At 53.3% G+C, this 18,037-nt stretch carries 19 protein-coding genes; 17 read left to right on the forward strand and 2 right to left on the reverse strand.

The window, feature by feature from the left end; all coding sequences use genetic code 11:
• Positions 1–15: 15 nt before the first annotated feature.
• From ptsP to WC515_02695, 6 genes are read left to right on the forward strand one after another with little or no spacing between them, the layout of a single operon-like run.
• Positions 16–1,770 (forward strand): phosphoenolpyruvate--protein phosphotransferase, encoded by a 1,755-nt coding sequence (ptsP, locus tag WC515_02670; protein ID MFA5146266.1) that lies wholly within the window; start codon positions 16–18, stop codon positions 1,768–1,770.
• Complete coding sequence (locus WC515_02675) at positions 1,771–2,847, forward strand: bifunctional phosphoglucose/phosphomannose isomerase (GenBank protein ID MFA5146267.1); 1,077 nt, start codon at positions 1,771–1,773, stop codon at positions 2,845–2,847.
• On the forward strand, positions 2,844–3,593 hold the full coding sequence (locus tag WC515_02680; protein MFA5146268.1) for a nucleotidyltransferase family protein: 750 nt from the start codon (positions 2,844–2,846) through the stop codon (positions 3,591–3,593). Before WC515_02675 ends, WC515_02680 begins: the two co-directional genes overlap by 4 nt.
• Before the next feature lie 2 nt (positions 3,594–3,595).
• On the forward strand, positions 3,596–4,768 hold the full coding sequence (gene metK / locus WC515_02685; GenBank protein MFA5146269.1) for a methionine adenosyltransferase: 1,173 nt from the start codon (positions 3,596–3,598) through the stop codon (positions 4,766–4,768).
• 27 nt (positions 4,769–4,795) lie between these two features.
• Positions 4,796–6,052 carry an adenosylhomocysteinase gene (gene ahcY, locus WC515_02690; GenBank protein MFA5146270.1) on the forward strand — a complete coding sequence of 419 codons (1,257 nt, stop codon included), beginning with the start codon at positions 4,796–4,798 and terminating at the stop codon, positions 6,050–6,052.
• Between the two features lie 17 nt (positions 6,053–6,069).
• On the forward strand, positions 6,070–7,404 hold the full coding sequence (locus WC515_02695) for a class II fructose-bisphosphate aldolase (GenBank protein ID MFA5146271.1): 1,335 nt from the start codon (positions 6,070–6,072) through the stop codon (positions 7,402–7,404).
• Here WC515_02695 and lptG read toward each other — a convergent pair.
• Together lptG and WC515_02705 are read right to left on the reverse strand one after the other, a co-directional pair.
• Entirely contained in the window at positions 7,401–8,492 is a 1,092-nt protein-coding gene (gene lptG / locus WC515_02700; protein MFA5146272.1) for an LPS export ABC transporter permease LptG, read from the reverse strand. The two genes, WC515_02695 and lptG, sit on opposite strands and share 4 nt — an antisense overlap.
• A gap of 45 nt (positions 8,493–8,537) precedes the next feature.
• Positions 8,538–9,272 (reverse strand): ComF family protein, encoded by a 735-nt coding sequence (locus tag WC515_02705; protein MFA5146273.1) that lies wholly within the window; start codon positions 9,270–9,272, stop codon positions 8,538–8,540.
• A gap of 750 nt (positions 9,273–10,022) precedes the next feature.
• Here WC515_02705 and nth point away from each other — a divergent pair.
• The 11 genes from nth to truA all read left to right on the forward strand — a co-directional run bounded on the left by nth (position 10,023) and on the right by truA (position 18,036).
• Positions 10,023–10,700 (forward strand): endonuclease III, encoded by a 678-nt coding sequence (nth, locus tag WC515_02710; protein ID MFA5146274.1) that lies wholly within the window; start codon positions 10,023–10,025, stop codon positions 10,698–10,700.
• Complete coding sequence (locus WC515_02715) at positions 10,697–11,146, forward strand: N-acetyltransferase (protein ID MFA5146275.1); 450 nt, start codon at positions 10,697–10,699, stop codon at positions 11,144–11,146. Before nth ends, WC515_02715 begins: the two co-directional genes overlap by 4 nt.
• 2 nt (positions 11,147–11,148) lie before the next feature.
• On the forward strand, positions 11,149–12,423 hold the full coding sequence (gene leuC, locus WC515_02720; GenBank protein ID MFA5146276.1) for a 3-isopropylmalate dehydratase large subunit: 1,275 nt from the start codon (positions 11,149–11,151) through the stop codon (positions 12,421–12,423).
• Positions 12,424–12,516: 93 nt separating this feature from the next.
• Positions 12,517–13,011: a 3-isopropylmalate dehydratase small subunit gene (locus WC515_02725; protein MFA5146277.1), complete on the forward strand. Its 495-nt coding sequence runs from the start codon at positions 12,517–12,519 to the stop codon at positions 13,009–13,011.
• A complete protein-coding gene (locus tag WC515_02730; GenBank protein ID MFA5146278.1) occupies positions 13,004–14,053 on the forward strand; it encodes a 3-isopropylmalate dehydrogenase in 1,050 nt (349 codons plus the stop codon). Before WC515_02725 ends, WC515_02730 begins: the two co-directional genes overlap by 8 nt.
• A 98-nt stretch (positions 14,054–14,151) precedes the next feature.
• Entirely contained in the window at positions 14,152–15,156 is a 1,005-nt protein-coding gene (locus WC515_02735; GenBank protein ID MFA5146279.1) for an aspartate-semialdehyde dehydrogenase, read from the forward strand.
• Between the two features lie 18 nt (positions 15,157–15,174).
• Positions 15,175–15,702: an Hsp20/alpha crystallin family protein gene (locus WC515_02740; protein ID MFA5146280.1), complete on the forward strand. Its 528-nt coding sequence runs from the start codon at positions 15,175–15,177 to the stop codon at positions 15,700–15,702.
• A 27-nt stretch (positions 15,703–15,729) separates the two neighbouring features.
• Positions 15,730–16,284 (forward strand): elongation factor P, encoded by a 555-nt coding sequence (gene efp, locus WC515_02745; GenBank protein ID MFA5146281.1) that lies wholly within the window; start codon positions 15,730–15,732, stop codon positions 16,282–16,284.
• Positions 16,285–16,308: 24 nt separating this feature from the next.
• Positions 16,309–16,623, forward strand: coding sequence for a hypothetical protein (locus tag WC515_02750; GenBank protein MFA5146282.1), 315 nt, complete (start codon positions 16,309–16,311; stop codon positions 16,621–16,623).
• A gap of 13 nt (positions 16,624–16,636) precedes the next feature.
• Positions 16,637–17,290 (forward strand): hypothetical protein, encoded by a 654-nt coding sequence (locus WC515_02755; GenBank protein MFA5146283.1) that lies wholly within the window; start codon positions 16,637–16,639, stop codon positions 17,288–17,290.
• A complete protein-coding gene (gene truA / locus WC515_02760; protein ID MFA5146284.1) occupies positions 17,290–18,036 on the forward strand; it encodes a tRNA pseudouridine(38-40) synthase TruA in 747 nt (248 codons plus the stop codon). The genes WC515_02755 and truA overlap by 1 nt, the downstream gene beginning before the upstream one ends.
• The last annotated feature ends 1 nt before the right edge of the window (position 18,037 follow it).

Raw genomic sequence — 18,037 nt, forward strand, 5'->3', positions numbered from 1 at the left:
AAGGATAAAGAACTGATCCTGAAAGGTATCCCGGCATCTCCGGGCGTTACCATAGGAAAGGTCTTTCTTTTCGGCAGGGAGCAGTATTCGATACCCAGGCGCATAATAAATGAAGAGCAGATACAGAATGAGATAAAACGTTTCAAGGATGCGCTCATCCAGACTAAGCAGGAGATACTCGAGATAAAGAAAAGGATATCGGACGATATAGGCACGGAACACGGCCAGATATTCAGCGCCCATCTTCTCGTCATAGAAGACAGCATGCTAATAGAGGAGGTCATAGCAAAGCTTAAAAAAGACAGGCACTCCATAGAATACATCTTCCAGGATGTCCTCAAGAGATATATCAAGGTATTTTCCGAGATGGATGACGAGTACCTGAAAGAACGTATAAGCGATATAAACGATGTCGGCAGGCGTATACTCAGGAACCTTATAGGCGCCAAGGAAGACGCGCTCACGAATGTCAAAGAAAAGGTCGTGGTCGTCGCGTACGACCTGTCTCCTTCCGATACCGCGACCATGCACAAGACGAACGTGATAGGGTTCGCCACCGATATCGGCGGCCGGACGTCCCACACGGCCATAATGGCCAAGTCCCTTGAAATACCGGCAGTGGTCGGGCTGGAGGTGGTCACAAAGAAGGTAGGGAACGGTAATCCGATAATCGTAGACGGGACGCACGGCGTGGTCGTCATAAATCCTTCGCCGAAGACGCTTAAAAAGTATGAGCAGGAAAGGCAGAGATATATAGCGTTCGAGCACCGCCTCCAGGAACTGAAAGACCTGCCTTGCGTCACGCTTGACGGGAAGAAGATAGACCTCGCGGCAAACATAGAGGTGCCGGAAGACGTCGTGTCGGTCCTTGCCCACGGCGCCCAGGGCATAGGACTCTACAGGACAGAATATTTCTATATGAACAGAAAGGACCTGCCGAAAGAAGATGAGCAGTTCAAGGCGTATTCGGCGGTCGCGCGTAAGATAAAACCGCAGCCCATAGTCGTCAGGACGCTTGACCTGGGAGGGGACAAATTCCTTTCGCAATTCGAAGTGCCGCATGAGATGAACCCGTTCCTGGGCTGGCGCGCCATAAGGTTCTGCCTGGCGAGACCCGATATCTTCAAGGTGCAGCTCAGGGCCATCCTGCGCGCATCCGTATACGGGAATCTGAAGGTCATGTACCCGATGATCTCCGGCCTCGATGAGCTAAGGCAGGCGAACGCGCTGCTCGAAGAAGCGAAGAGGTCCCTGAAGAAGGAGTCGATACCGTTCAATGAAGATATAGAGGTCGGCGCCATGATAGAGGTCCCTTCAGCCGCCCTGGTAAGCCACATACTGGCCAAGGAAGTCGATTTCTTCTCTATAGGCACCAACGATCTTATCCAGTATGCCCTTGCCGTAGACAGGGTTAACGAGAAGATCGCTTACCTTTATGAACCGGCGCACCCGGCCGTGTTGATGCTCATAAAGAGCATAATAGACAACGGCCATAAGGCCGGCGTCTGGGTGGGCATGTGCGGAGAGATGGCGGGATATATAAACATGACCCTTATACTCCTCGGGCTCGGCCTGGACGAATTCAGCACCTCGCCTATAAATATCCCGGAGATAAAACAGATAATACGTTCCGTGAGCATGGAGCAGGCAAAAAAAATAGCGGAAGAGGCGCTCACGCTCTCCACGGGAAAAGAGGTCGAGAAGTTCGCGAAGAGGAAGCTCAGGGAGATACTGCCGGATATGGCTATAGGTATGGAGGACGAAGAATAGATGGGGACCGTCTCTCTCGACGATATTAAGGTAATAGGACGTTACGACCGCTCGAATATGATCGGGACTATAGAGTCATTCCCCTTCCAGTGCAGGGAAGCCGTTCGGATAGGAGGGTCATTCAGCCTTCCGTCGGGTCTTGCGGACGGCATAAATAATGTTGTATGCACGGGCCTCGGCGGCTCGGCGATAGGAGCAGACCTCGCGCGGTCATATGCGGCGGACGATGCGCGTATCCCGGTGATCGTTAACAGGAATTATGCCCTTCCGGGCTTCGTAGACGGACATTCGCTTGTCATCGTCTCCAGCTATTCAGGGAACACGGAGGAGACGCTGGCCGCATATAAAGATGCCCGTAAAAGGAACGCGCGTATAGCGGTGATCTCATCCGGCGGCGAACTGGCCCGCCGGGCCAAGAGCGACGCCGTCCCCATGGTCTCCATACCGGGCGGTCTTCAGCCGCGTTGTGCCGTAGGCTATTCTTTTTTCACCACCCTCATATTGCTTTCAAAGGCCGGCATAATAAAAGATCAGGCGGAAGATATCGAAGATGCGATAGCTATCCTGGAGGATTTGAGAGAAAAAGAGCTCGGGAGTCACGTGCCGGAAAAGAAGAACATCGCAAAGATGACGGCGCGTTCTCTCGCCGGTCTATTCCCGGTAATATACGGCGGGCAGGACCATATCGATTCTGTCGTTACCAGGTGGAGGGGCCAGATAGCGGAAAATTCGAAGACGCTTTCTTCCGCGCACCTATTCCCGGAGATGAACCATAATGAGATAGTGGGGTGGGCGCACCCGGATAATATTTTAAAACATTCCGCGGTCGTACTATTGAGGGACGCGGGGGACAGTCCCAGGGTCTCGAAGAGGATCGACATAACCAGGGGCATATTGAGCGATGAAGGGGTAAAGGTCAAAGAGGTATGGTCCAGGGGCGGGGGGCTTCTTGCGCGTATGCTATCCCTCGTCTATATAGGGGATTTTGTCAGTTTTTACCTCGCCATATTGAACGAAGAGGATCCCACCCCCGTCGAAAGGATCACCCGTCTAAAGAAGGAGCTGGCGAAGAGTTGACCGTCTTAATATTAGCCGCCGGCTACGCGGTGCGGCTTAAAGAGCTGACGCAGGATAACCCGAAGCCTCTCCTGGTGGTGGCGGGGAAGACCATCATAGACAGGATACTTGAGAAGGTAAAGGGTGCCGGGCCCGCAGGCAAGGTATATTTAATAACGAACGCGAAGTTCTTCGGGAAGTTCAGGGATTGGCATAAGGCTTCGCGGTATGGCGCGAAGGTCGAGTTGATAGACGACGGGTCCGTTTCGAATGAGACGAGGCTGGGAGCGATACGCGACATATACCTTGCGATAGAGAAGAAGGCGATCGATGACGATCTCCTGGTCATTGCCGGAGACAACCTCTTCGACTTCGACCTGGCTAAATTCCGTATTTTTGCGTCATCAAAAGTTGACGGTGTCTCTGTGGCCGTTCACGATATAAAGGACAGGGATGCCGCCGCCAGGAAGTTCGGTGTCGTTATGCTTGATGATGACGGGGTAGTAGCGGACTTCGAGGAGAAGCCGGAGGATCCGAAGTCGGCACTCATATCTACGGGGATATACTATTTCCCCAGGGCGAAGCTCTCGCTTATAAGGGATTATGTAAGGACTTCGGACCGGCTGGACGCCCCGGGTTATTACATAAGCTGGATGGTAAAGAACGATAAAGTGTACGGGTTCACATTTTCCGAAGATTGGTACGATATAGGAGATATCGAATCTTACAGGAAGGCGGACAGTACGTATTCAAAAAAGGAGAATTAGATATGGCGGCAAATAAGTATCTTTTTACCTCGGAAAGCGTTACGGAGGGCCACCCGGATAAGGTCTGCGACCAGGTATCCGATGCCGTTCTGGACAGCGTCTTAAGCCAGGACCCGGCCGGCCGCGTAGCGTGCGAGACCTATGTCACCATGGGGCTTATAATAATAGGCGGTGAGATAACCACTACCGCGTACGTAGATATACACAAGATGTGCAGGGACCTTTTGAGGGATATAGGTTATACCCATCCCAAGTACGGATTCGATTATCACACATGCGCGATACTCAATGCCATCCACACGCAGTCGCCCGATATATCTATGGGCGTCGATAAGGGCGGAGCGGGTGACCAGGGCATGATGATGGGGTACGCCTGCAGGGAGACGCCGGAACTGATGCCGCTCCCTATAATGCTGTCGCACAAACTCTGCCGGAAGCTCACGGAACTGAGAAAGAAGAATATCCTGAAATATCTGGGCCCTGACGGGAAATCGCAGGTCACGGTAGAATATCACGACGGTAAGCCTGCGCGCGTGACCTCGGTGGTTCTCGCCTGCCAGCACACGGAAGAGGTGGTCGACAAGAAGACCGATATGTTCTCGGAAGAGGCCCGCAGGGAGATAATCGAAAAAGTGGCAAAGCCGGTCCTCAAAGATTATATCGACAGGGAGACGAAGTACTATGTGAACCAGACGGGAAAATTCGTCGTCGGCGGGCCGCAGTCGGATACGGGAATGACCGGCCGGAAGATCATAGTGGACACATACGGCGGGACCATCCCGCACGGCGGAGGCGCATTCTCCGGAAAAGATCCGACGAAGGTTGACCGTTCCGCCGCTTATATGGGGCGCTACATAGCGAAGAATCTCGTTGCCGCAGGGATCGCCGATAAGCTCATGATACAGCTCGCGTATGTAATAGGCCGCGCGGAACCGGTCTCCATGATGGTCAATACTTACGGGACCGGCAAGTTGAGCGACGAAAAGATAGTGAAGATCATAAGAGACCACTTTGAGCTCACCCCTCACGGGATCATAGCGGAGCTGAAGCTGCGGGAATCGCAGGATAACAGGTTCAGGCGTACTGCCGCTTACGGCCACTTCGGAAGGACAGAAGACGGGTTCACGTGGGAAGCGACGGACGAGGCGAAGAATCTCAAGAAATACGTAAAATAGCTGATAGCTGAAAACGGAGATAAATTCATGAAATATGATGTGAAGGATTTGAGTTTAGCGAAGAGGGGGAAGCTCCGCATAGAATGGGCAAATGAATACATGGATGTTCTTGGCCTGGTGCGTAAACGTTTTAAAAAAGAGAGACCGCTTAAGGGACTTAAGGTGGCGTGCTGCCTTCACGTTACGACAGAGACGGCGAACCTTATGGACACGCTAAAGGCGGGCGGTGCCCACGTAGCCCTGTGCGCCTCAAATCCGTTGAGCACACAGGATGATGTTGCCGCATCACTCGTGAAAGATTTCGGCATAAGCACATTCTCAATAAAGGGAGAGGGCTCCGGGACGTATTATAAACATCTCAACGGCGCCCTGGACATAGGACCCGATATAACTATGGACGACGGCGCCGACCTCGTCTCCACGATACATAAGACGCGCAAGGACCTTGTCGGGCAGATATTGGGCGGGACGGAGGAGACGACCACCGGTGTCATACGCCTCAGGAACCTGGAGCGGGAGGGGAGGCTGCTCTATCCTATAATAGCGGTGAACGACGCCGATACCAAGCACCTCTTCGACAACAGGTACGGCACCGGCCAGTCGACGATCGACGGCATACTGCGCGCCACGAACATGCTCCTCGCCGGCTCCAATTTTGTCGTATGCGGATACGGCTGGTGCGGCAGGGGCGTTGCCATGCGGGCCAGGGGCATGGGGGCGAACGTCTTCATAGCCGAGACGGACCCGCTTAAGGCGCTGGAAGCGGTAATGGACGGTTATAATGTGACTTCGCTCAGGGAGGCATGCAAGGTCGGCAATGTCTTTATAACCGTGACGGGCGATATGCACGTACTGCGGAAAGAACATTTTGAGCTCATGCCGGACGGCGCGATCATAGCGAATTCCGGACACTTCAATGTGGAGATAGATATACCGGCCCTGGCGAAGCTGTCGAAGAAGAGACGGACGGTGCGTGAATCAGTGGAAGAGTATACGCTGAAGGACGGAAGGCGCATCAACCTTCTTGGTGAAGGACGCCTCGTCAATCTTGCCGCCGCCGAAGGGCATCCGGCGAGCGTCATGGATATGAGTTTCGCAGATCAGGCGCTCTGCTGCGAATATATAGCGAAGAATTACAAGGACCTGAAGAAGAAGGTATATAAAGTGCCGGGGCACATCGATCGTGATGTGGCGAAGCTTAAACTTGAGTCGCTTGGCATCAGGATAGACAGCCTGACGGAAGAGCAGAAGAGATATCTGGAAAGTTGGGAATCCGGGACATAGAAAGGAGCAGCACTGCAATGGGAAGAAGACCGTTGGATATGGATAAGCTTGCGCTTGAACTGGCGCTGGCCGATGACAGATCGGTAAAGGGCGAATTGGCCAAAAAGATACTGGACCTGGGGTATAAGAACGGGATATACCCGTCCAGCATCAACGGGTTTTACATGGCCAGGGGCAGGGGCGAGACGCGCGGGGATTTTACGGTGCCGGCTATAAACCTGAGGACGATGACATACGATCTCGCAAAGGCGATATTCAGGGTCGCCGGGAAGATGAACGCCGGGGCCTTTATATTCGAGATAGCCAAATCGGAGATGGGGTACACGGGCCAGCCGCCGGCGGAATACACGGCGGTATGCGTGGCGGCAGCGCTGAAAGAGGGATGGAAAGGGCCCGTCTTCATACAGGGAGACCATTTCCAGGTGAGCGCCAAAAATTACAAACAGGACCCTGTGAAGGAACTGGACGGCCTTAAGGCGCTGATAACGCAGGCCATGGAGTCAGGGTTCTACAATATAGACATAGATTCTTCTACACTGGTAGACCTGTCAAAGAGCGATATAAAGAAACAGCAGAAGCTGAATTACGAGGTATGCGCAGAACTCACCAATTTCATACGCCGGAACCAGCCGCGCGGCATAGAGGTATCGGTAGGCGGAGAGATAGGGGAGGTGGGAAGCAAGAATTCGACCCCTGAGGACCTTAGGGCGTTCATGGGCGGTTACAGAGAGCGGCTCAGGAAGGGCAGGACAGGCATAAGCAAGATAAGCATACAGACAGGCACATCTCACGGAGGCGTGGTCCTTCCGGACGGCACCGTAGCGAAGGTGAAACTGGATTTCGACACCCTGAAGAACCTGTCGAAGATCGCCCGTGAGGAGTACGGTCTGGCCGGCGCTGTACAGCACGGCGCATCGACGCTCCCGTCGGACGCGTTCGGTAAGTTCCCCGAAGAGGGGACGGCGGAAGTGCACCTTGCCACAGAGTTCCAGAACATGGTATATGAGAGCGCCCACTTTCCCAAAGAACTTAAGGGCGCGATATACGATTGGCTGAAGAAGACCCAGGGCGCGGAGCGGAAACCCGACCAGACAGAAGAGCAGTTCCTGTACAGCGCGCGCAAGAAAGCGCTCGGCCAGTTCAAGAAAGATATACTGGGCCTTCCCGCGGGAACGAAAGACACCATAGCGCGGGAGATAGAAGCGAAGTTCGAATTTCTATTCAACAAGCTTAATGTGGCAGGGACGAAAGACGAAGTCCTGAAACATACGGTCCTGAAGAGGGTCATCTCAAGGAAGAGGGGGGAGGGACCTGCTAAGGATGTCGAGATCAGTCACGAGGGAGCCGATTAGCTTCTCTTATTGACCAGATAGACGCCGATGGCGGCGAAGAGGACGTTGCCCAGCCATGCGCCTGCGATGGGCGGGATGAACCCGGCTTTTCCGAAAGCGACCGAGACCGCTATAGCTGCATAGTATAAAAGTCCTATCATTATGCTCATGCCTATGCCTATGAGGACGCCGCCGCGCGTCGTTATGATGGCAAAGGGCGTACCCACCAGTATTATTATCAGGCTTATGAAGGGAAAGGCCACCTTATAGTGGAGGTCCACCAGGAGCCCGCGCGTAAGCCGGGTCCCTGCGCCGCTGAAGTTCTTTATGTAATGGCTCAGTTCCCGGAAGCTGACAAAATCCGCCCGCCATTCCCTGTTTGCAAAATCGTTCGGCTTCTCTTTTATAGGTATGACCCTTTCCGCGAAAAATTGCGGCTCCCCGAGTATCTTTCCGGCGTTATCTATCTTATACATTATGACCTTGTAGAACTTCCATCCCTCATCGGTCCAGACGCCGCTTGAGGCGGTGGTCTTCGATATAAGGCGCTGCGATGAGTCGTGTTCGTGGATGATCACATCGCCGAGCGTCTTCTTCTCTATGTCGTAGTTCCTCGCAAAGACGATCCTGTTGCCTGCGCCGTAGACCGCCACGTTCTCTATTATGCCCTGATCCCGGCCTTTCCGTTTATCCTTTTCAAGCTCGTCCCGCCTTATTACGTTCGATATCTTTGAGCTCATAGGGATGATGCGGTCATTTACGATGAAGACGACCACGCTTATGACGAAGCCGCATATCAGGATAGGCGCGAGGATGCGCCACAGGCTTATCCCGCTCGATTTCATAGCGGTTATCTCGTTATGCTTGTTAAGATTACTGAGCATATATATAGCCGAGAGGAGGACGGCCATGGGCGTTATCTGTATGAATATGGTGGGGCAATAGTAGACATAAAACGCCACAAGCGAAGAGAACGGTATCTTATATTTCACGATGTCATCTATGAAAGAGAAGACATCTATGATAACGGCCATTATTATGAATATGAAGAGGCACCACAGAAAAGGCCCCAGGAAACCCCTTACGATATAGCGATCTACGATCTTCATTCTTGAGCTTTCAGTTATTAGCTATCAGCTATCAGCTAGTAAGTTTTATAGGCCTCGCGCCAGCGTGAGGCAGCGGACTTTCCCGGCGCCGGCATCAAGAAGCGTCTTTGCGCACTCGTCGAGCGTAGCGCCGGTAGTCATCACGTCGTCCACGATCAGTATATTTTTGCCGGATACGGCGCTGCGGCGCGCCGCCCTGAACGCGCCGCGGAGGTTGGTGAGCCGCCCGGCCCTTGAGAGCTCATTCTGGCGCTTCGTCGACCTCGTCTTCTGAAGCATATCTGCAAGCGGTATGCCGGACTCGTCCCCTAATCTCGCGGCCAGGACCTTCGAGTGGTTGAACTCCCTCTTTCTGAGAAGCGCCTCCTGGACGGGTACATATGTGACGGTATCGATACCTCCGAGCAGGTCTTTATCTTCGCATGCGAGATCTATGAGAAAAGAGGAAAGCGTCCGTCCCAGCGATATCCTGCCCTTATATTTGAAGAGCCGGATCAGTTCCTTCAGCGCGCCTTCGTAGAGACACGCGGAGCGTGCCATTTCGAAATGGAAATGGTGCGTCCGGCATTCGGCGCATAATCCGGGGCCGTCCTGAACGGAACGGCCGCATTTCCGGCAATGCGGCCCGGGGTTCCTGCGCACCGTATGAAGGCACGCCGCGCATACGCCGGACCGGCCGAGCGGGTCGAGGTCCTTACCGCACAGGGCGCAGCGCAGGGGATAGACGAGGTTCAATATGCTCTTCGCGATGACACCGGCGCTCTTCATAGCGCATATCATATCACGCCCGTCTCATGGATGTCAATTTCCAATGCCATGGTGTAAAATTTTTACGGGTCCCCTCCTTCGCAGCTTCTGCCATTCAGAGATCTTTTGCTTCGGAGGGCAGGCTGCCGCTCCCTCGCCTTTTGTTCTATAGGGGCTGTGACTGATGAGGCGTAGTGCGATCCGATCGTGGTGTAGCACATCGCCGTAGCGCCCCTGTGCGACAAAAGGCTCGGTCGCGTCATACTAAAATTTCCTCTGTGAAATTTTAGTATTTTAATAGCCTATAGATTATCCCAAATTTCTCCTTTATAAAAATTTGGGGTCACCCGTAAAAATTTTACTGCACCCTGCCGCACGAAGGGTACTGTGAACGGCCATTAGAATTTTTTCGGCAATACCAGCTATCTCTTATTGGTGCACAAGGATTTACGTTGAGCGAATGCAGGAACTGACCGAGGCATGACACAAACGTATATGTGCACCCGTACAGGTGGCGGTATAGCACCCTGAAAGGGTGCTATACCATGAATAAAGGTATAAACACAAAGGCCGAGGGAATTCCTGCAAATTCGCGAGACGTAAACCGCAGCCTTCAAGGCTATAGGCAGGCTGTAGGCACCAATTTTGCTATGCAAAATTGGTAGTGCACGGCGAAAAAATTCAGGCCGTGAACAGGACCCTGAGTGCGGCAGGGGAGGAAAAATTTTCATCTACAAATCTTCTTGCGAGGCAGCGATATTTGTCTTATAATATGGCCTTCTTATGGGACAGAAGATCAGGAAGATCATCGCTCTTTTACACAGGGCGTACGGACGGCCGAGGCCGTGGAGGAGGACGGACCCTGTCGATGAATTGGTCAGGACCGTACTTTCGCAGAATACGAACGACAGGAACTCCCTGGCGGCATTCGCTATATTAAAGCGGGCCTTCAGGTCATGGAAGGGCGTATTGGATGTGGACACAAGAAGGCTGGCCCGTCTCATAAGGCACGCGGGCCTGGCCAATATCAAGGCAGCCCGCATAAAGGGTATCCTGGAGGAGATAAGAAGGCGGGAAGGGGAGATAACCCTTTCATCATTAAAGAGTTCGGATATCCGGCATTCTCTCGAATATCTGACATCCCTTAAGGGCGTCGGCCCCAAGACGGCCTCATGCGTCCTGCTCTTCAGTTTCGGTAAGCCCGTTATGCCGGTAGACACACATATATTCCGGGTGGCTAAGCGGCTTGGGCTTATAGAAGCGGACTCGGATATCGCCGAAGCACACCGTATATTGACAGGGGCCGTTCCAAAGAGCTTGATATATGAGTTCCATTTAGGTATAATAGAGCACGGTCGTCGCACCTGCAGGGCCAGGGATCCCAGGTGCGGCGAATGCCTTTTGTACAGGGTATGCAGGTTCGATAAAAAAGAGTTCTTCAGCAAAAGGGGTCAACGTTGATACGAAAAGCCAATCTTAATGACGTAAAGAAGATACAGAAGCTCATAAATCACTACGCCAGGCACAACCAGATGCTGCCAAGGTCGCTGAATGAGCTTTATGAAAATATCAGGGATTTCTTCGTATATGCCGAAGGCAATGCCATATACGGCTGCTGCGCCCTACATATCGACTGGGAGGACCTGGCCGAGATAAAGAGCCTGGCCGTGGCGAAGTCAAAGTCCGGCAAAGGCATAGGTAGGAGGCTCCTGATGCAGTGCCTTAAGGAGGCGAAGGGCCTGAAGGTGAAGAGGATATTTGCGCTCACCTATATACCCGGGTTCTTCGAACTCTTCGGGTTCAGCGTGGTCAGCAAGAAGGAGCTTCCGCATAAGATATGGAGCGAGTGTATAAAGTGCGTATACTTTACGGGTTGTAAAGAGATAGCGATGATGAAAGAGATCTGACGATGGGATACACGATAACAGAAAAGATACTGCTGAAGCATACGAAAGCAAAAGAGATACATCCCGGAGAATTCCTGAACGCGAGGGTCGACCTCTGTCTGGGGAATGACATCACGGCGCCGTTCGCGATCGAGGAGTTCGAAAAGCTCGGTCTGGCGAAGGTATTCGACAGGAAAAGGATCGCGCTCGTCCCGGACCATTTTGCGCCGGCCAAGGATATGAAGAGCGCGAACCAGTGCAAGAAGCTGGCGGAATTTTCCAGGAAGTACGGGATAGTCAATTATTTTGAAGTCGGCAAGATGGGTATAGAGCATGCGCTTCTCCCGGAGACGGGTCTCGTCCTGCCCGGCGACCTGGTCATAGGCGCCGATTCGCACACGTGCACGTACGGCGCGCTGGGGGCATTCTCGACGGGCATAGGATCGACCGATCTCGCGGCGGCATTCGCCACCGGAGAATGCTGGCTCAGGGTCCCCGAGTCGATGAAGTTCATATTCTTCGGCCGGTTGAACAGGTGGGTCGGCGGCAAGGACCTCATACTTCACACGATAGGGGATATAGGCGTAGACGGGGCCAGGTATCGCGCGATGGAATTTTGCGGAGAGACGATAGAAGCGCTCCCGATCGATGACCGCCTATCCATGTGCAATATGGCCATAGAAGCGGGCGGGAAGAACGGTATAATCGCCCCCGATAAGATAACGATGCGGTATATCAGGTCTATAAAGGACAAGAGACGGGCCGGGTACGGTAAGGTTTATGCAAGCGACCCGGATGCAAAATATTCCGGAGTAAGAGAGTACGACGTGCGGAAGATCGAGCCGCTCGTCGCATGCCCGAACCTGCCCAGCAACGTGAAGAAGGTAAAGGAATTGAAAAATATACGGATAGACCAGGTGGTCATAGGCTCCTGTACGAACGGCAGGATATCGGACCTGCGGTTTGCCGCTAAGATATTGCGCGGCAAAAAGATAAAAGAGGGTGTGCGCTTGATAGTGATACCCGGGACGCAGAAGATATACCGCGAGGCGGCGGAGGAGGGGCTTGCCCGTATATTCGTTGAGGCGGGGGGCATATTTTCCACGCCGACGTGCGGTCCGTGCCTGGGCGGCCACATGGGCATACTCGCCGAGGGAGAGCGGGCGGTCGCCACTACGAACAGGAACTTCGTAGGCAGGATGGGCAATCCGAAGAGCGAGGTCTATCTGTCCAATCCGGCTGTCGCGGCGGCAAGCGCGATCAAGGGATATATCGCGCATCCGGATGAGGTAGTCTAAATGTCACAACGTCACCATGTCACCACGTCACCGGTAAAAGCTTTTACGTGTGACCTGGTGACTCTGTGACTTGGTGACCACGAGGGGTTTACTTTGAATTATAAAGGACGCGTGCATAAATTCGGTGATGATGTCAATACGGATGAGATCCTGCCCGCACGTTATCTCGATACGACCGATAAGGCAGAGCTCGCCAGGCACTGCATGGAAGATGCCGATAAGGAATTTTCCAGGAAGGTAAAACCCGGCGATATCATCGTAGCCGGGAAGAATTTCGGATGCGGCTCCTCGCGCGAGCATGCCCCCATATCCATAAAGGCGAGCGGCGTATCCTGCGTCATAGCCGGTAACTTTGCCAGGATATTCTTCAGGAACAGCATAAATATAGGCCTGCCTATAATAGAGTGCGAAGAGGCCTCGGAGAGGATAAGGCCGCGGGATCTTCTCAGGGTCAATACGAAGCTCGGCATCATAAGGAACATGACAAGGAAAGAGAGTTACAGGTTCGAGAAGTATCCGCCTTTCATGCAGCGGATCATCCGCGCAGGCGGGCTGATGGAATCTATACGGAGGAAAAAACGTGTATAAGATAGCAGTAATACCCGGAGACGGGACGGGCCCGGAAGTGGTGAGGGAGGGGCTCAAGGTGATGAAGGCCGCATCCCGGAAATTCGGGTTCGGTTATAAGGAAGAGGTCTTCGATTACGGCGGCAACAGGTATCTGAAGACAGGGAAGACGATAACCGATAAGGAGCTTGCCGGCCTGAAGAAGTTCGACGCAATATATCTGGGTGCCATAGGCCACCCGGACGTAAAGCCCGGCATCCTTGAGCAGGGGATACTCCTGAAGACGCGTTTCGACCTTGACCAATACATAAACCTGCGCCCGGTAAAGTTATATAATGCAGATTTTTGTCCTCTTAAGGATAAAGGGCCGGCCGATATAGATTTTGTGGTCGTCAGAGAGAATTCCGAAGGCCTCTACAAGGGTATGGGCGAATTCCGGAATAAGGGTACGAAGAAGGAAGTGGCTATACAGATATCATACAATACCAGGAAGGGCGTGGAGCGCTGCATCAGGTACGCCTTCGAATATTGCCGGAAACGGAACAAGAGAAAGAAGCTGACGCTATGCGGGAAGACGAACGTCCTTACGTATGCATGGGACCTGTGGCAGAGGACTTTCAATGAGGTCAAGTCGGACTATCCGGATATCCAGACCGATTACGCTCACGTAGACGCTACGACCATGTGGTTCGTAAAGAACCCGGAGTGGTTCGATACGATAGTCACAGACAATATTTTCGGCGATATAATAACGGACCTAGGCGCCATGATCCAGGGCGGTATGGGAATAGCGGCAGGCGGGAACATAAACCCTGAAGGCGTCTCCATGTTCGAGCCGATAGGAGGTTCCGCGCCCAAATATACGGGCAAAGATGTCATAAATCCTCTCGCCGCCATATGCGCGGCAGGGATGCTTCTGGATAATATAGGAGAGGAGAAGGCCGGTAAGGCGGTCGAGAGCTCGGTCATAAAGGTCGCGACGACGAAGCTGAAGAGCCTGGCCGCCGGTAAGATGGGATATTCCACACAAGAGGTCGGAGATATGGTGGCGGAGAATATATAAAATGTCACCATGTCACAACGTCACCATGTCACACGTAAAAGCTTTTACCGGTGACTTGGTGACATGGTGTCTTGGTGACTTTAAAAACGTGAGAATCTATGGCTAAGAGATATAATATTGCTGTCATGGGCGCTACAGGCGCCGTAGGGAATTGTTTCCTGAAGATACTTGAAGAGCGGAAGTTCCCCGTAAAGGGCCTTACACTTCTCGCCTCCGAGCGTTCCGAGGGGAAGCGGCTTAAGTTTGGCGGCAAACCCTACCCGGTCGAAGTGCTTACGCACGATTCTTTCAAGGGCATAGACATCGTGCTGGCAAGCGCCGGGGCGTCGAGGAGCCTGGAGTTTTTGCCGAGCGCCGTAAAGGCGGGCGCGGTATGCGTTGACAATTCGAGCGCTTTCAGGATGGACGAAGAGACACCGCTCGTAGTGCCGGAGGTGAACGGGCGCCGCATCAGGGAGAACAAGGGGATCATCGCCAACCCAAACTGTTCCACCATACAGATGGTGGTAGCGCTATGGCCTATACATAAGGCCGCGAAGATAAAGAGGATAGTGGTGACGACGTTCCAGTCCGTTTCCGGGGCCGGCCAGAAGAAGGTGATAGAACTGCGCGAACAGTCGAAACTATTCCTGGCGGATAAGAAGGTCATCCCCGCGGAATTCCCCCACAGGATCGCTTTCAACCTGATCCCCCAGATAGATATCTTCCTGGATAACGGGTATACAAAGGAAGAGATGAAGATGGTGAACGAAACCAGGAAGATCATGGAGGACCCGTCTATCCGGGTGAATGCAACCTGTGTGCGCGTACCGGTATTCTATGCCCATTCGGAGAGCGTCAATATAGAGACGGAAAGGCACATCACCCCGGATGAGGTGAGGAAGCTCCTGTCGGGCGCTCCGGGCGTCGTAATGATGGACGACCCGTCGAAGGGTCTGTATCCCATGCCTATCCATGCCGAGGGAGAGGACGGGACCTTCGTGGGCCGTGTCAGGCAGGATGAGTCGGTAAAGAACGGTATATCCATGTGGGTCGTGAGCGACAATATCCGCAAGGGCGCCGCTTTGAACGCAATCCAGATCGCAGAAGAGCTCATAAAATAATCGTACAGGAGGCAGTTTATGAAAAAGATGATATGCGCGGTCATTTTGTCTCTGGTATGTGCCGGGAGCATCTACGCGGCAACCGATATAGAGGAGCCGGATTACGAAGAGCTGGATAAACTGCACACGAAGATAGTCCGTATGAAGCGGGAGATGGACCGGCTCATGAAAGATGTGATGTCGACTTATCAGGAGACGTCCGCCTCCGGCTTCGGTTCCGAAGTCAGGGTCGATGTGATAGAGAACGACAAAGAGATGATCGTAAAGGCGGACCTGCCCGGCATGGAAAAGGACAGGATAGACGTGACGCTTGAGAAGAGCAGGGTCCTGAAACTGGCGGGGATGAGAGAGGTCATGAAGAGCCAGGCGGCACCCGGCATGGTCAAGCAGGAAAGGTCGCTCGGCAAATTCGAGCGCATAATAGAATTGCCCGCGGAAGGCATGAATGAGGGCATAAAGGCGTCGTATAAGGACGGCGTGCTGGAGATAGTCATACCGAAAAAGGAACCGTCCAGAGATAAGGCCGTAAAGATAAACGTTATATAACCAAAAGAGACCAGAAGGGTATACGATATGAAGGCATCAGAGCTGAAGAAGGGGATGATAGTAAAAGACGGAGGGGAATTCTATGTGGTCATCGATATAGAACACAGGACTCCGGGAAACCTGAGGGCCATTTACCAGACTACGCTTAAGAATCTGCTGAACGGAAAGATGCTCAACAGGCGTTACAGTCCGGCCGATACGGTCGAGAAAGCGGATCTCGAATCGAAGAAGATGCAGTACCTCTTTCAGGACCATTCAGGGTTCCATTTCATGGATATGGAGACGTATGAGACGATCGTCTTCAGCGCCGATATGGTGGACCAGACGAAAGATTACCTGAAAGAGAACCAGGAAGCGGAGGTGCTTTATTATGAGCACCGCCCGATCACGATAGAACTTCCGGTAAGCGTCAAACTAAAGGTGACGGAGTCGGCGCCGGGGATACGCGGCGACACATCCGGCAAGACGGTGAAGCCGGCAAAGCTTGAGACCGGGCTCGTCGTGAACGTCCCGTTATTCATAGAGGAAGGCGAGGTAGTGATAGTCGATACAAGGACCGGCGAGTATCTGGGCAGGGCATGATCCGTCGTAACATCAGGAGGGTGTATGGATAAACGTTATCTGGTCGTTGTTGCAGCAGTTCTTTTATTCGTCTCCTTTTCAGCTACGGCCGGCGCAGAGGAACAGAAGCAGGAGGAGACGATCGCGCCGAAGAAGGTAGAGGTCGATTCCAACTATGACGGCAAGGCGGACCGCGTGGAGATGTACAGCGCATCCGGCCAGATCGAACGCGTAGAGTCGGACAATAACGGCGACGGCGCCACGGACGAGTGGATCGTATACGACGGGAAAGGAAAGCCCGTCAAGAGGGAAAGAGATACTAACGGTGACGGAAAACCGGATATATGGATGGAGTACTAGAAGAAGGTAAAATATGGGCACATTGAAGACACGGTCTCTCGAAGAGATAGAAAAAAAGATGGAAGGCATGGACGAGGATTCCATGCGTTACCGGGTGCTTAACAGCGCCAAGAATTTCAAGACGTCATGGGTCGAACTGGGGCAATCCCTGTACTCTGTCTGGAAGGACAAGCTGTACAGGCCGTGGGGGTTCCTCAAATTCGATGCCTATGCCTCCAAAGAGATCGGCATCAGGAAAGAGACGGCCCTGAAGCTTCTCAAGTCGTACTATTTCCTGGAGAAGGAAGAGCCGCGGCTCCTGGACAGGGGTTATTCCGATACCCGCGATCCGGCGTCCCTTCCCACTTACGAGGCCGTAAATGTACTGCGCCTTGCGAACGACAAAAAGGCGCTCGACGGGCCGGATTATTTCCGGCTCAAAAAAGATGTCCTGGAGAAGGGGCGCGACGCGCGCGAGATAAAGAAGGACCTCACCGCCCTCATGAGGCAGCGCGAGGAGCTTGAGCCGGAAGAGGCGAGAGAGAAGAAGAGGATCGCGACGCTGAGGAGGCTCCTTACGAACCTCAAGACGATAAAGAAAGAGATCGAGATGACCAGGATGCTCCCTTCGAGCGTCGTGAAAGAGACGGCCAGCCTGATAGCCAGGATAGAGTCGGAAATAGAGTGATGCGCAGGCGCCGGCGGAATGTCAGGCTCACCATCCAGTATGAAGGCACCGCGTACGCCGGATGGCAGTTCCAGACCAACGCCACATCGATACAGGAGATGGTGGAGAGCGCCTTAAGGTCCACCCTGGGAGAGCACGTCAAGGTGACCGCCTCCGGCAGGACAGACGCCGGCGTTCATGCCCTTGCGCAGGCGGCGAACTTCAGGACGCGCTCGCGCCTGCCTCTCGCCAATATCCAAAAAGCCCTCAACAGCAGACTGCCCAAAGATATAGTCATATCCCGCATCGAAGAGGCAGGGCCGTCATTCGACTCCCAACACGACGCGAGGTACAAGCTCTACAGGTATACCATAGTCAACAATGATTTCACAAGCCCGTTCCTGAGGCGTTTCGCGTCGAGGTGCTTCCATAAACTGGACACGGCCGTCATGAGACGGGAGGCGAAACTGCTGGTGGGAAGGCACGACTTCAGATCGTTCCAGGCGGTCGACGGCCAGGAGAGGAAAACGATAAAGACCGTCCGCTCTATAAAAATAAAAAGGTCGGGCGATGTGATAACGGTAGATATCGAAGCGGACGGTTTCCTTTACAATATGGCGAGGACCATCGTCGGAACGCTGATCGAAGTGGGGCGGGGGAAATTGGAGCCCGGCAGCGTAAAAGAGATGCTGCGGAAACGGGACAGGCGGTGCTGCGGCCCTACCGCTCCGGCAAAAGGGCTGTGCCTTATTAAGGTGACGTATTAAA

Source organism: Candidatus Omnitrophota bacterium, assembly GCA_041650805.1.
Lineage (GTDB): Bacteria > Omnitrophota > Gorgyraeia > 2-01-FULL-45-10 > 2-01-FULL-45-10 > JBAZKM01.